Origin of the sequence: Promicromonospora sp. MEB111 (assembly GCF_030209445.1) — a bacterium.
Classification (GTDB): Bacteria; Actinomycetota; Actinomycetes; order Actinomycetales; family Cellulomonadaceae; genus Promicromonospora.
The window spans coordinates 261,862-275,956 of sequence record NZ_JARVSD010000016.1 but is presented as its reverse complement, the minus strand read 5'-3'; the positions used below and the strand labels follow the sequence as shown (position 1 = coordinate 275,956).

The window sequence follows — 14,095 nt, the reverse complement described above, 5'->3', positions numbered from 1 at the left end:
GTCTCATCGGACAGCACCCACCGCACGGCCCGTCGGAGAGGAAGCCCGGCCTTGACCGAGATCGAACGACACGACTACGACGTCCTCGTGATCGGCGCGGGCGGTGCGGGGCTGCGCGCCGCGATCGAGGCTCGCGAGCGCGGGCTGCGCACGGCGATCGTCTGCAAGTCGCTGTTCGGCAAGGCGCACACCGTGATGGCCGAGGGCGGCTGCGCGGCGGCCATGGGCAACGTCAACGAGCACGACTCCTGGCAGGTGCACTTCCGCGACACGATGCGCGGCGGCAAGTTCCTCAACAGCTGGCGGATGGCGGAGCTGCACGCGAAGGAGGCGCCCGACCGGGTCTGGGAGCTGGAGACGTACGGCGCCCTGTTCGACCGGACGCCCGACGGCCGGATCAGCCAGCGCCACTTCGGCGGGCACACCTACCCGCGCCTCGCGCACGTCGGCGACCGGACCGGGCTGGAGCTGCTGCGCACCCTGCAGCAGCGGATCGTCGCGCTGCAGCAGGCCGACCACGCCGAGACCGGCGACTTCGAGGCTCGGCTGCGGGTGTTCGCGGAGTGCACGATCACCGAGCTGCTGACCGACCCCGACGCGGGGACCGAGCACCACGGCGCCGTCGCCGGGGCGTTCGGGTACTGGCGGGAGTCGGGCCGGCACGTGCAGTTCTCGGCGCCCGCCGTGGTGCTGGCCACGGGCGGCATCGGCAAGTCCTTCCAGGTCACGTCCAACTCGTGGGAGTACACGGGCGACGGCCACGCCCTGGCGCTGCGCGCCGGGGCGAGCCTGATCGACATGGAGTTCGTCCAGTTCCACCCCACCGGGATGGTCTGGCCGCCCAGCGTCAAGGGCATCCTCGTGACCGAGGGCGTGCGCGGCGACGGCGGCGTGCTGCGCAACTCGGACGGCGAGCGGTTCATGTTCGGGTACGTGCCCGACGTCTTCAAGGGCCAGTACGCCCAGTCCGAGGACGAGGCGGACCGCTGGTACGACGACCAGGAGAACAACCGCCGCACGCCCGACCTGCTGCCCCGCGACGAGGTGGCCCGTGCCATCAACACCGAGGTCAAGGAGGGCCGCGGCTCGCCGCACGGCGGCGTCTACCTCGACATCGCCAGCCGCATGCCGGCCGACGAGATCCGGCGGCGTCTGCCCTCGATGTACCACCAGTTCAAGGAGCTGGCCGACGTCGACATCACGGCCGAGCAGATGGAGGTGGGCCCCACCTGCCACTACGTGATGGGCGGCATCGCCGTGGACCCCGACACCGGGCAGTCCCGGGTGCCGGGGCTGTTCGCCGCGGGGGAGTGCGCCGGCGGGATGCACGGCTCCAACCGGCTCGGCGGCAACTCGCTGTCCGACCTGCTGGTGTTCGGCCGGCGCGCGGGGCTCGGCGCGGCCGACTACGTCGCCGGGCTGGACCGCCGTCCCGCCGTCCGGGAGGCGGACGTCGCCGCGGCCGCCGCGATGACGCTCGCGCCGTTCGACGCGCACCCGGCCGGCGCCGGCGGCGAGAACCCCTACACGCTGCACGCCGAGCTGCAGCGCGTGATGAACGACCTGGTCGGGATCATCCGCACGGAGTCCGAGGTGGTCGCCGCGCTCGACCGGCTCGCCGAGCTGCGGGCCCGGGTGCACGACGTCGTCGTCGAGGGCCACCGCCAGTACAACCCGGGCTGGCACCTGACACTGGACCTGCGCAACATGCTGATGGTCAGCGAGGCCGTCGCGTCCTCGGCCCTGCTGCGCACGGAGAGCCGCGGCGGGCACACCCGCGAGGACCACCCCGGGCTCGACGCGGAGTGGCGGCACCGGGTGCTGGTCACCCACTGCGTGCGGGACGGTTCGGGGCTCGGCTCCGGGGCGGCGGTGGTGCTCCGGACCGCCGTCGAACCCGCCGAGCGGGAACCCATGCGCCCCGACCTGCTCGCGCTGTTCGACCTGTCCGAGCTGGAGAAGTACTACACGCCGGCCGAGCTGGCCGGGCACCCCGACGCCGGGCGGTCCGCGGCGCTGCATCCCGAGGGAGGAACGGCATGAGCTACAAGGGTCGCTTCCGGGTCTGGCGCGGGGACGCCTCCGGCGGGGCGCTCGCGGACTTCGAGGTGGAGGTCAACGAGGGCGAGGTGGTGCTCGACGTGCTGCACCGGATCCAGGCCACGCAGGCGCCCGACCTCGCGGTGCGGTGGAACTGCAAGGCGGGCAAGTGCGGGTCGTGCTCGGCCGAGATCGACGGGCGCCCGCGGCTGCTGTGCATGACGCGGATGTCCGTGTTCGACCCCGGCGACGTCGTGACCGTGACGCCGATGCGGACGTTCCCGGTGCTGCGCGACCTCGTGACGGACGTGTCGTTCAACTACGCGAAGGCGCGCGAGGTCCCGTCGTTCACGCCGCCGGCCGGCCTCGCGCCGGGGGAGTACCGGATGGCGCAGGTCGACGTCGAACGCTCGCAGGAGTTCCGCAAGTGCATCGAGTGCTTCCTGTGCCAGGACACGTGCCACGTGGTGCGCGACCACGACGAGAACAAGGGGGCGTTCGCCGGGCCGCGGTTCCTGATGCGGGTCGCCGAGCTCGAGATGCACCCGCTCGACGTCGCGGACCGGGTGCCCGCCGCGCAGGACGAGCACGGCCTGGGCCGCTGCAACATCACCAAGTGCTGCACCGAGGTGTGCCCCGAGGGGATCAAGATCACCGACAACGCCCTCATCCCGATGAAGGAGCGGGTGGCGGACCGGCGCTACGACCCCCTGGTCTGGCTGGGCCGGACGATCACTCGCCGGCGCGACTGAGCTCCGCCGTGGCCCGCGCCAGCTCCGCGCGGATCCCGGCGACGCCCACGAGCCCGAGCTCGACGTACTGGTCCAGGCAGTCCTGCCAGGCGTCGCGCGCCTGGGCCCAGCGGCCCGCCTCGCCGAGCAGGACGGCGAGGCGGCGCTCGGCCGCCACCAGGTCCTGCCGCATGTCGAACTCGCGGAACCGGACCGCCGCCTCCTGGTAGCAGACGATGGCTCGCTCCGGGTCGCCCAGGCCGGTGTGCACAAGGCCGAGCGTGTCCCAGACGACCGCCCGGGTGGTCGGGTTGTCCGTGTCGTTCAGCATCGCCAGGGCGCGCTCGGCCAGCGGCAGCGCGCGGTCGAGGTCGCCGGCGTGCGCCAGGGCCCACGCGAGGATGTTCAGCGCGTGGGCCTCGTGGAAGGGGTCGCCGGACCGGCGGCCGTGCACGAGCGCCTGCTCGGCCTGGTGCACCGCCTCGTCGTGCCGCCCCCAGCGCACCAGGTCGCCGGCGTAGCCGTGGTGCGCGAGCTGGAGCCCCCGCACGTCGCCCACCTCCGCGGCGAGCTCGACCGTGCGTCGCCGCAGCGCCTCGCCCTCCGTCCGGCGACCCGCGGCCGCCGCCACCGCCGCGAGGTACCGGGTGCACCACAGCTCCGCCGGGCGGTCCTGGACCTCGACCGCCACGTCACGCGCCGCGACCAGCACCGTCCACAGCGCGTCGCGCTGCTCCGTGTGGTGGGACAGCGTGCTGTAGAGGGCCCAGACCAGGGACAGGGCCTCACCGGGGAACCCGTGCTCGCGCGCGGCCGTCACGACGGCGAACAGGACCGTCCGCTCCGCGCGGAACCAGGCGGCCGGCTCCTCGTCCGGCACCCGGACCGGGCCCGGGTCCCGGACGAACTCCTGGCGCACGCGCCCCGGCCACCTGCGGCGGTCCATCTCCAGGGCCACGCCCAGGTACCAGGCCGTCACGCGCCCGACGGCGGCGTCCCGCCACTGCGCCGTCTCGTCCTCCCGCGCCCGCTCGCGGGCGTACTCGGCCACGAGGTCGTGCATCGCGAACCGGCCGGGGGCGTGCTCCGTCACGAGGTGCACGCGGACCAGCTCGGCCATCGCGCCCGCAGCGCCCGGGCCACCGAAGAGGGACGCGAGCGCGGTCCCCGGGACGTCCGGCCCGGGATGGACCCCGAGCAGCCGGAACATGCGCGCGCCGTCCGGGGACAGCGCCCGGTACGACGTGGCGAACACGCTGCGGACGTCGGCCATCGCGTCGTCGTCGCCCAGCGCGTCCAGCCGGGCGCCGCCGTCCGCCAGCTCGTCCGCGACCGCCGACAGCGGGAACGCGGGCCGGGCCAGCACCCGGGCCGCGGCGATCACCACGGCCAGCGGCAGGCCCGCGCACCGCCCCACGATCCGGCGCGCGGCCTCCGGCTCGGCCGCGCACCGCTCCGCCCCGACCCGCAGCGCGAGCAGGTCGAACCCCTCGGCGGGGGTCAGGGTGCCCAGCGCGACCCGCGCGGCGCCCGGGCCGGACAGGGTGGCGCGGCTCGTGACCAAGGTGACGCCCGGGCCGGACCCGGGCAGGAGCGGCGCCACCTGGTCGGCGTCGCGGGCGTTGTCCAGCACCACGAGCAGCCGCCGTCCGGCCACGACGCTCCGGTACAGCGCGAGCCGCGCGTCCTCCGACGCCGGGACGCGGCCCTTGGCCACACCCAGCGCATCGAGGAATCCGCGCACCACCGACCCCGGTGACACCGGTGCCGACGTCGGGTCGAACCCCCGCAGGTTCGCGTAGAGCTGCCCGTCGGGGAACCGGCCGGCCACGCGGTGCGCCCAGTGCAGCGCCGTCGCCGTCTTGCCGACGCCGCCCGCGCCGTCGAGCACCGCGACCCGGGGCGCGCCGTCGTCCGCGAGGAGCTCGTCGAGCGTCGCCAGCGCGCCCGCGCGCCCGCTGAACGCCAGGGGACCCAGGGGGAGCTGGCGCGGGACCCAGCCCGGTGGGTCGACGGCGCCCTCGCCGGCGATCTCCCGGTGCAGCCGCCGGACCGCCTCCCCGGGGCCGATGCCCAGCTCGTCGGCGAGCGTCCGCTCCAGCCGGGTGTAGGCGTCGAGGGCCTCTGCGGGCCGCCCGCCCCGGACCAGCGCCGTCATGAGGTGCGCCCAGAACCGCTCCTGGAGCGGGTGGCGGTCCGTGAGGTCGCGCAGCTCGGCGACGAGGGCGTCGTCGACTCCCGGGCCGTCGCCCGGTCCCGCCAGGTCGATCTCGATCCGGCGGGCCAGCGCCGTCAGGCGCTGCTCCTCCAGGAGCGGCGCCTCGACCGCGTGCAGCGCGGCGGACCCGACGCCGTCGAACGGCGCGCCGCGCCACAGGCTCAGGGCGTCGGCCAGGCGCCGTCGCTCCGCGGCCGGATCCTCGGCGTGCCGGACCTGGACGAGCCCCACGAACGACCTGACGTCCACGCGCCAGGCAGGGACGGCGAGCCGGTACCCGCCCGGGACGGTCTCGACGGCGGCATCGCCCAGGACCGTCCGCAGCCTGCGGACCAGCACCTGCAGCGACCGCTGCGGGGACTCGGGCAGCTCCTCGCCCCACACCACGTCGACCAGGCGCTCCACGGGCACCGGCTCGCCCGCGCCGACCGCCAGCCCGGCCAGGAGGGCCCGCAGCCGGCCCGTCAGGCGCACCTCCTCGCCGTCCACCACGACGGCGAACGGGCCCAGCACGGAGACCGTGACCGCGGGCTCGTGCCCGTCGTCCATCCGCACCCCGTCCCGCACCGTCGCGCCCCCCGTCCCGGCCATCCTGCCGGGTCGGTGCGCCGGGCGACAGTGAAAGCGGTTTGAAACCGCCACCGCGTGGAATGGGCGGTGACGCCGAGATCCGGCGTCACGCAGGAGGGCGCCGATGCTCCGGATCCACTTCACCGCCGAGGACCTGCTGCGGGTCCGGCTCGCCCCCGGGCCCGACCCCCTGTGGGAGGCCGTGCTCAGCGCGCACCAGGTCAACCAGCCGGGCGGCCCCCTCGTCTTCGCCGAGTGGCGCTCGCGGGTGGTGTCCGCGCTGACGGGGGAGGCGCGTTCCTACCTGCGGCTCACGCCGCCGCGGGGGTACACGCCCGACTTCCTCACGCCCGCCGGCGGGACCACCGAGCTCGGCGCGGGCCTGGAGACGGTGCTGAGCACGCCGTCCGCCCGGTTCCGGGACGAGCTGGAGCTCCTGGGCCGGCAGCGCGACGTGCCGCGCTGGGCCGTCGACCTCGCGCGCTCGGCGCCCGCCCGACGGCGGCTGGGGCAGGCCACCCAGGCCTACCACGACCAGGCGCTCGCGCCCCACTGGTCCGCGGTCCGCAGCGCCGTGGAGGCCGACGTCGCCGCGCACGTGCGCACCCTGACCGGCGGAGGCACGGCGGCCCTGCTGAGCTCGGTGCACCCGTCGGTCACCTGGCGGGACCCGGTGCTCCGCGTCGAGACCGCGGCCGACCGGGACGTCTACCTGGAGGGCCGGGGGATCACCCTGCAGCCGGCGTTCTTCTGCTGGCGCGCGCCGATCTCGCTGGCCGACCCGGGGCTCGCTCCGGTGCTCGTGTACCCGGTGCCGCACCGGCTGTCCTGGCTCCACCCGACCGGCGGCGGGCGGCACGACCGCGCGCTGGCCGCGCTCCTCGGCCGGACGCGGGCGGCCGCGCTGTCGGCCCTGACGTACGGCGCGAGCACGAGCGAGCTGGCCCGGCACATCGGCGTCTCCGCGCCGTCGGCCTCGGAGCACGCGTCCGTGCTGCGCGACGCGGGGCTGATCGCGTCGCGGCGGGAGCGCAACAGCGTGTGGCACACCCTGACGCCGCTGGGTCAGGCGGTGCTCGACGGCGACCGGGTGCTGCCGGCATCCGCGGCGTCTCGGGCCGCGCCGAGCTTGGCGAGGATCCCGGCGAGCTCGTCCGTGCGGCCCAGGGCGCGCAGGTCCTCGGCGCACGCCCGGTAGGTGGCGGCCGCGGCGCCCGGGTCGCCGAGGTCGAGCTGGATGTCGCCGACGAGCTCGCGGGTGTAACCGCGGATCCAGACGTCGCCGGCCTCCGTCAGGGTGGTGTAGGCGTGCTGCGATGCCGCCAGGGCGTCGTCCAGCTTGCCCAGCCGGCGCAGGTAGAGGCCCACCGCCGACTCGGTGCGGCCCTCCCCGACGCGGTCGCCCGATCCGCGGAAGAGGTCGAGGGCCCGCTCCGCGTGGTCGAGCGCCTCGTCCGGGCGGCCCAGCTCGGCCAGCACGGCGGCCGCCGTGCTCAGCAGCCAGGCCCGTGCGGCGTCGTCGTCGACGTGGTGCTCGACCCGGCCCTCGGTCAGGGGGAGCGTCGGCTCGATGGTGCGCCAGGCGTCGTCGGCCCGCCCGAGCCGCATGAGGGCGTGGGCGATCCAGCGGCGGGAGCCCACCTGCTCCGGCACGCGGCCAAGGTGTTCCAGCGCGGCGAGCGCCAGGCGCTCGGACTCCAGGAGCGTCGGGACCTGACCCCGCCCCCACAGGTACGGGCGCAGGCAGCGCGCGATGCGCCAGGTGTGCTCGTGGTTGCCGGTGGTGGCGGCGCGCCGGACCATCGCGACGAGGACGGGTGCCTCGCGGTCGAGGAGCGCGACCCCGGCGTCGTGCCCGGACGGCGGGGGCGACCCGAGGACGCCGTGCGACGGCGGGCCGACCGTGTGCCGGTCCTCGGTGGGGGCGAGCGCCTCCTCGGCCTGGTGGGCCACGCCGAGGTAGTGCTCGAGCATGCGGACGGTCGCGGCGCCGGACTGCTCGGGCGGGTCCTGCGCGACCAGCTCGGTCGCGTAGTCCATGAGCAGCTCGTGCATGGTGAACAGGCCAGGCGCGAGCTCGATCAGGAGGCTCGCCCGCTCCAGCTCGACGACGGCGGCGCGGGCGCGGTCCCGGGGGAGCGCGCCGAGGCTCGCGACGCCCGGGATCGTGAGGTGCGGCCCCGGGTGCAGGCCGAGCAGGCGGAACACCGTGGCGGCGTCGGCGCCCAGCGCGCGGTAGGACCACGAGAAGACGGAGCGGGCCGCCTGGTCGCGGCCGGCGGACAGGGCGGCGATGCGGGACTGGTGCAGCTCGCGGACCAGGCCGGCGAGCGGCGCCCCGGGCCGCGCGGCCGCGCGCTCGGCGACGATCACGTGCGCGAGGGGAAGGCCGCCGCACAGCGCCAGCAGCTCGCGGGCGGCCTCGGGCTCGGCGGCGAGCCGGGCCGTGCCCAGCCGGGCGGCCAGCACGTCCTCGGCCTCGGCGGGGGTGAGCGTTCCGAGGGCGAGGCGCGCGGCCCCCTCGACCGCGACCAGGCCGCCGAGCCGGTTCCTGCTCGTGACGACCACCACGCAGCGCCGTCCGCCCGGCAGGAGGGGCCGCACCTGCTCGACGTCACGGGCGTTGTCCAGCACCACCAGGACCCGGCGGTCCGCGAGTACCGAGCGGTACAGGGCGGCCTGGGCGTCGGCATCGTCCGGGATCCGGGCCGGCGGCACGCCGAGCGCGTCGAGGAACTGGCGGACGGCGACCGCGGGGGCCACGGGCGTGTTCGTGGGGAAGTAGCCGCGCAGGTTCACGTACAGGGTCCCGCCGGGGAAGCGGCCGGACGCGCGGTGGGCCCAGTGCAGCACCGTCGCCGTCTTGCCGATCCCGCCCGGTCCGTCGACGACGGCGATGCGGGGCGCGCCGTCCAGGAGCGCGTCGAGGGCCGTGAGGGGACCGGACCGGCCGCGGAAGGTGCTCTCCGGGGGCGGGAGCATGGCGGGTTGCGCCGGCTGTTCTGGTTGTTCCGGCGTGAGGAGCCGGCGGTGCGCCGCCCGGGCGTCCTCGCCCGGAGGGGTGCCGAGCTCGTCGCGCAGGACCCGGTACAGGTCCTGGTAGGCGGCCAGGGCGTCGGCGCGCCGGCCGGTGCGGTCGAGCACCTTCATGAGCCGGACCCACAGGCTCTCGCGCAGCGGGTGGACGGCCACGAGCTCGCGCAGGGCGGCGGCGAGCTCGCCGAGGTCTGCGTCGCTGGGGTCCGGGGTTCCCGGGTCTGGGGTGCCGGCCAGCGCGAAATCGGTGCACCGCTCCACGGCGGCCAGAGCGGGCTGGACCAGCCGCGGGCGGTCGACCGTGACCAGCAGGTCGGAGTCGACGGTCTCGAAGGGGGAGCCGCGCCAGTGCGTCAGGGCCTCGCGCAGGAGCCGGTACTCCTCGGCGGGGTCGGCCGCCGCGCGGCTCTCGGTCAGCGCCGACTCGAACCGGGACAGGTCGACGGCCTGGGGCGGGGCGTCGAGCTGGTAGCCGCTCGGGGTGGTGCGGACGGCGTCGGCCCCGAGTGCCGCGCGCAGCCGGGTGACCAGCACCTGGATGGCCTTGCGGGTGTCGGCGGGCCGGTCCTCGCCCCACACCGCGGCGGCGATGCGCTCGGTCGGTACGGGCCGGCCCACGTCGAGCGCGAGCACCGCGAGGAGCGTACGCAGGCGGGAGCTGAGGGCCACGGGCGTGTCGTCGAGCGTCACGGCGAACGGGCCGAGCAGGCGCACCGACAGCCGGCCCGTGACATGTGCCATGCCCGCTCCCTGGGTCGGCCGTCGTTGTGCCTGCTGTGGTACCTGGTCAGTGTCGCGTCTCGACCCGCGGTCAGGACCGATGCGTCCAGGCAAGGTCGGCCCGGAACGGCCGACGTGGTGGGCGGGGTGTTCCGCGCCGCGTGGGTCTGTAGGGGATGGTGCCACGGTCCGGGGCGCTGTGACAGCCGATCTGGTAGCGGCTGCGGGGTGTGCGGCCCTTGCTCGGTCCCGTCATGCCGACGGCCGGGGTCCAGGCCGGGGCGGTGGTGCGCTCGGGGGCTGGTGCCCCGCCCTGAGCAGGTGTCGTGTCAGGGACCGGGATCGCGTCGCGGACTGTGGTGCGAACCAGCGCACCACGAGCCGGCGTTGCGTTGCCGGTCCTGACAGGCATCGGAGGTGCGGGCGCGAGAGAGACATACGTGTGCCCCGTGGGCGTCACTGTCTCCACGGCATCGCGGCTGTCCACCTGGGTGGTCTTCTGCCGCCAGCCCGGTGCCTGCTTCGCATGGTTGCACCGCGCACACAGCCCTTGGCCGTTGTCCAGGCTGGTTGGTCCACCCTCCACAAACGGGGTGACGTGGTCCAGGTGCCGGATCGGGGCGTCGCACCACGTCGTGGCACAAATCCCCTGCTCCCGGGCACGCAGGAGCGCGGCCAGACCCGCAGGATGGAACCGGGACGTCGACGTCGTCGCCACCAGGCGACCGTGCGGGTTCACATAGATCGATCGCAGCCACGCGGTGTCGGTCTCGATCGCATGCGCCGCCAGATGCCGGGCGACCGGCGCCGGGACCGTGCCCACACCCGCCGGAGCGCCCTCCAACACCACACCGGGCTCGTTACCACCGGCCAGGAGGGTCTGGTCGGAGACCAGGAGGTTGATCGTGACCGGCACATCACCGGCGTGGCCAGGCTGACGGGCGGTGACGCGTTCGATCAGGGTGTCGGCCATGATCTGCCCCGCACCCCGCCCATCACCACCCGCCCTGACCGCGTCCGCGTGGACCTTCAGCTGCGCGTACGCCTGCACACCCTCAGCCATGGGCACCAGGGCCGTCAGATAGACCATCAGGTCCGGTGCCGGACGCACCGACACCCGCCGCTCAGTGACCGCCCTCGCGTTGCGCTTGACGCACGCGTGCACATCCAGCCGGGCGGCCCGTTCCTTGATCCGGGCGACCAGGCGGCGCGTGCCCATCCGGGCCAGGTCCGCCAGACCGGCTGGGCCGCAGATCTCCTCGTCGATCAGCGCGCGGTGCTCCACGGACAGGTGGGACGTCTCCCGGACCAGGAGCGTGGCCCGCCACGGGGACAGCACCCCCGCCTGCAGGGCGGCGAAGGTGTGGGGCATCTGCGTGACCCAGACCCGGGACGTGCTCACGAACCCGGCACCGGCGTGGGGGCTCACCCGCAGGGCGGCACCGACCTGGTTCGGGACCCCACGCCCGCACCGTTCCGCACGGATGCCCTGCCGGGCCTCCTCCACCTTGGTCGCCTCGTCCAACACCACGGCCAACCTCGCCTGCGTCGCCGTGACCGCATTCTTCAACGCCTCCAACTCACCGAGCAGATCCACCCACTCCGCCTGGGCCCGCGGCCCGCCATCTGTGCCATCGTCTACACCAGCACCGAAGTCCGCGGTCCTGACCATGTCGGTGGCACCCGGCAGGATCATGCCCGCAAGCGTCTGCCTCATGACCCGGACACCCGCCGCATCAACCACTGCGCCATCCACTACCCCGGCGCGTCCGATACCACCGGCCAACGTTGCCTCGCCCCCGGGCAGCACCGACCCGACAGGCGGCTCATCGCCTGCCGGTGTCGGCACCTCACCCGTTCGCGTCATGCCATCAACCTATGACACACGCGTTCGCATCGCTCGCCGAACCGACCCCATCTGCCATCAGCGGAAATCGACGTCCGCCTCGTTCGCGGCCCTGTGGATGCACGCCTCATTGAGTCCGACTCGGGTAACCTCCGGGCGCTCGGGCCGGGCCGAGTCGGTCGGGTCCGCAACCGGCTGGGCCGTCGGCGAGCGACTGCTCTGGCGCGTCATCTGCTCGTGCGGCCTGTCTGCCAGCGAGCCCGGGACGAGCTCCTGTCATGGCCATTCGGGAGCGGGCCATGACAGCCTGCTCAACGCCCGTGTGCCAGCCCGTACGGTGCGCGCCTGTCCAGTGCCTCGTGCCTCGTGCGAGGTCGGTGTCGCCCCGGGCAAAGTGCGGTTGTACCCAGTCATCAGGCCCAGAAGTCACCGTAGATCCGGGCCTTACGACTGGGTAGAAACGCACTTCCCGGCCGCTGACTCCACGAAACTCCGTCCGGTTCCGGGATGCGATGTGCATCGGCCGTTGGCACCCTGCTCGGTGGCCGGTGGCCGGTGGCCGGTGCTCGATGCTCGATGCTCGGTGGCCGGTCTCTGTTGCGGGGGTTGGCGCCGGCCCGGGAGGTGCGGTTCTACCCAGTCATCGGGCCCGGAAACACTGTAGGTCCGGGCCTGATGACTGGGTAGAGGCGCACTTCTGCGCTGCCGGCCCCACGGACGCGTGCCAGTGCGCGTCACGGCGTCACGGCATCGCCGCCCGCCAGTTCGCCCCCGCCTCACCTCGACCACGCCCGACCACGCCGGACCCCCACCTCTGTGAACCGCCCGTCCTCGACCCGGATCGACGCGCCCCACGACCAGCCACCCGGACCAGCCAGCCATCCCGACCAGCCGGCCACCCCTACAACCAGTCGTGCTCCCGTGCGTACCGCGCCGCCTCGTGCCGGGTCCGGGTCTGGGTCTTCTGCATCGCGTTCGAGAGGTAGTTGCGCACCGTGCCCTCCGCGAGGTGGAGCTGGGCGGCGATCTCGGCGACCGAGTAGCCCTTGCTCGTCACCCGCAGGACGTCGACCTCCCGCTCCGTGAGCGGGCAGTCGTCGATGACGGCGAGCGCCGAGACGTCCGGGTCGATCCAGCGCTTGCCCTCGTGCAGCGCCGCGATGACCTGCGTGATGTGCGCCGGCTCCGCGGACTTGCTGACGAAGCCCTGGACGCCGAGCCGCAGCGCCTTGCGCAGCACCCCCGGCCGGGCGTGGCGGGTGAGCATGAGGATCACCTGGTCCGGCCGCGCGGCGCGGATCTGCGCGACGGCGCCGAGCCCGTCCACCCCTGGCATCTCCAGGTCGATCACGAGGACGTCGGGCCGGTGCAGGAGCGTGGCCTCGACGGCGGTGGCACCGTTCTCGGCCTCGGCCAGAACCGTGATGTCGCCCTCGAGGGGGAGCAGCGCGGCCAGGGCCTTACGCAGCAGGGCCTCGTCGTCGGCCAGTACCACCGTGGTCATCGGCTGCCCTCCAGTGCTTTCACTTCCGGCGCGGGGGTCGCGCCGGCCCGCGGGAACCCGGCCGCGGTCCGGAACCGTCCGGCGCCCTGCTCCACCGTCAGCTCGCCGCCGTCCTCGGCGACGCGCTGCCGCAGGGCGGACAGCCCGCTGAGCGCGGGCAGCGGCCCGTCCCGGACGCCGTCGTTGACGATGTCGATGCCCGAGCCGGACAGCGTGATCCGCACCAGCGAGGCCTGCGCGTGCCGCAGGATGTTGGTGGTCGTCTCGCGCAGCACCTGGCCGAGCAGCTCGGCGGTCCGTGGGTCGGCCTCGGCCACGCGGTCGACGCGGACGTCGATGCCCGCGGCCTCGAACAGGTTCTTCGCGTTCTCCAGCTCGGCCGACAGGTTGAGCCGGCGCTGCGCGTGCGCCAGGTCCTTGGTCTGCGCGATCGTGTCGGCGACCAGGGCGTGGATCTCGCGCAGCTCCTCCTGTGCCCGGTCGGCGTCGCCGTGCACCAGCTTCTGGGCCAGCACGGTCTTCAGCTTCACCACGTGCAGGGTGTGGCCCTGGATGTCGTGCAGGTCGCTCGCGAACCGGATCCGTTCCTGCGCCACGGCGAGCTCCGCCTCGCGGTCGCGCGTCTCCTTCATGAGGTCGAGGTACCGCTGGTTGCCGTACAGCAGGGCGGTGGCCAGCACGAAGACGCCGGTCGGGACCAGCACGTAGGCGATCAGGTCCCCGACGTCGTCGTCCTGGGTCACCAGCAGCCGGCTCGCGCTCGCAGCCGCGATGAGGACGACCAGCCCGAGCAGCGCGGCGACCCGGCGCCGCGGGAGCTGCGGCACCACGAGGGAGCCCACGACGCCGATGCCGTAGAACGCCGTGCTGCTGCCCGTCACGAGCGCGCCGAACAGCCACACCACGGCGCCGGCGGCCAGGCAGGGCACGGCGACCCGCGCGAGGTCGTCCGCCGTCCACCGCTCCATGGCCACGACCGCGACCGCCACCCCCACGACCAGGGCGACCGTGCCCCACAGGTTGTCGTGGTCGAACGCGACGAGCACCGCCCCCGCCAGCGCGACGGGCGGCACCTGCAGCACCAGGTTGAGCCGGCGGAGCCTCCCCTGGGAGGCCTCGTTGTGCTCGGACAGGGCGGTTCGTCCGGGCCTCAACGGTCGGTACCCGGCAGGTGGCGCTCGCTCGCGGGCTTGGTCTCCATGGGAACTCCGGGTCGCGCGGGGAACGGGTCGGGCGGGAACGGGTCAGGCAGGAAGAGTCGCGCGGGACCCAGTATTCGTGCCCGACGCCGACCTCACCAGTGACGCTGCGTCACGGCCGCCCCCGACGAATGTCACGACCGGCCCGTGACGTCGTCCCACTGCCGGGCGGGTGAACGTTCGGGTGTGATCGAGCCACAGGCATCTCACCCACGACGCAGCCACCCCAAC

The 14,095-nt window shown here is 74.5% G+C and carries 7 protein-coding genes and 1 pseudogene; 3 read left to right on the top strand and 5 right to left on the bottom strand.

Annotation, left to right across the window (positions count from 1 at the left end):
- Positions 1 to 51: 51 nt before the first annotated feature.
- Together QRN56_RS20440 and QRN56_RS20435 are read left to right on the top strand one after the other, a co-directional pair.
- Positions 52 to 2,043: a fumarate reductase/succinate dehydrogenase flavoprotein subunit gene (locus QRN56_RS20440; RefSeq protein ID WP_285106305.1), complete on the top strand. Its 1,992-nt coding sequence runs from the start codon at positions 52 to 54 to the stop codon at positions 2,041 to 2,043.
- Positions 2,040 to 2,792 (top strand): succinate dehydrogenase/fumarate reductase iron-sulfur subunit, encoded by a 753-nt coding sequence (locus QRN56_RS20435; RefSeq protein WP_285106304.1) that lies wholly within the window; start codon positions 2,040 to 2,042, stop codon positions 2,790 to 2,792. The genes QRN56_RS20440 and QRN56_RS20435 overlap by 4 nt, the downstream gene beginning before the upstream one ends.
- Here QRN56_RS20435 and QRN56_RS20430 read toward each other — a convergent pair.
- Positions 2,773 to 5,580, bottom strand: coding sequence for an AfsR/SARP family transcriptional regulator (locus tag QRN56_RS20430; RefSeq protein ID WP_285106302.1), 2,808 nt, complete (start codon positions 5,578 to 5,580; stop codon positions 2,773 to 2,775). The genes QRN56_RS20435 and QRN56_RS20430 overlap by 20 nt on opposite strands.
- A 103-nt stretch (positions 5,581 to 5,683) precedes the next feature.
- Here QRN56_RS20430 and QRN56_RS20425 point away from each other — a divergent pair.
- Positions 5,684 to 6,565 (top strand): annotated as a pseudogene (locus QRN56_RS20425) (hypothetical protein); the annotation flags it as partial.
- Positions 6,566 to 6,624: 59 nt separating this feature from the next.
- On the opposite strand, the gene QRN56_RS20420 reads toward QRN56_RS20425, so the two are convergent.
- The 4 genes from QRN56_RS20420 to QRN56_RS20405 form a co-directional block, all read right to left on the bottom strand.
- Positions 6,625 to 9,336, bottom strand: coding sequence for an AfsR/SARP family transcriptional regulator (locus QRN56_RS20420; RefSeq protein ID WP_285106300.1), 2,712 nt, complete (start codon positions 9,334 to 9,336; stop codon positions 6,625 to 6,627).
- Positions 9,337 to 9,406: 70 nt separating this feature from the next.
- Positions 9,407 to 11,011: an HNH endonuclease gene (locus QRN56_RS20415; protein WP_285106482.1), complete on the bottom strand. Its 1,605-nt coding sequence runs from the start codon at positions 11,009 to 11,011 to the stop codon at positions 9,407 to 9,409.
- A gap of 1,051 nt (positions 11,012 to 12,062) precedes the next feature.
- A complete protein-coding gene (locus QRN56_RS20410; protein WP_285106298.1) occupies positions 12,063 to 12,665 on the bottom strand; it encodes a response regulator transcription factor in 603 nt (200 codons plus the stop codon).
- Positions 12,662 to 13,819: a sensor histidine kinase gene (locus QRN56_RS20405; protein ID WP_285106297.1), complete on the bottom strand. Its 1,158-nt coding sequence runs from the start codon at positions 13,817 to 13,819 to the stop codon at positions 12,662 to 12,664. Before QRN56_RS20405 ends, QRN56_RS20410 begins: the two co-directional genes overlap by 4 nt.
- Positions 13,820 to 14,095: the final 276 nt, after the last annotated feature.

Excerpts from the sequence above, each read along its gene's own strand:
- QRN56_RS20435 (WP_285106304.1), top strand. The coding sequence starts at position 2,040 with ATGAGCTACAAGGGTCGCTTCCGGGTCTGGCGCGGGGACGCCTCCGGC.
- QRN56_RS20430 (WP_285106302.1), bottom strand. The coding sequence starts at position 5,580 with ATGGCCGGGACGGGGGGCGCGACGGTGCGGGACGGGGTGCGGATGGAC.
- QRN56_RS20420 (WP_285106300.1), bottom strand. The coding sequence starts at position 9,336 with ATGGCACATGTCACGGGCCGGCTGTCGGTGCGCCTGCTCGGCCCGTTC.
- QRN56_RS20415 (WP_285106482.1), bottom strand. The coding sequence starts at position 11,011 with ATGATCCTGCCGGGTGCCACCGACATGGTCAGGACCGCGGACTTCGGT.
- QRN56_RS20410 (WP_285106298.1), bottom strand. The coding sequence starts at position 12,665 with ATGACCACGGTGGTACTGGCCGACGACGAGGCCCTGCTGCGTAAGGCC.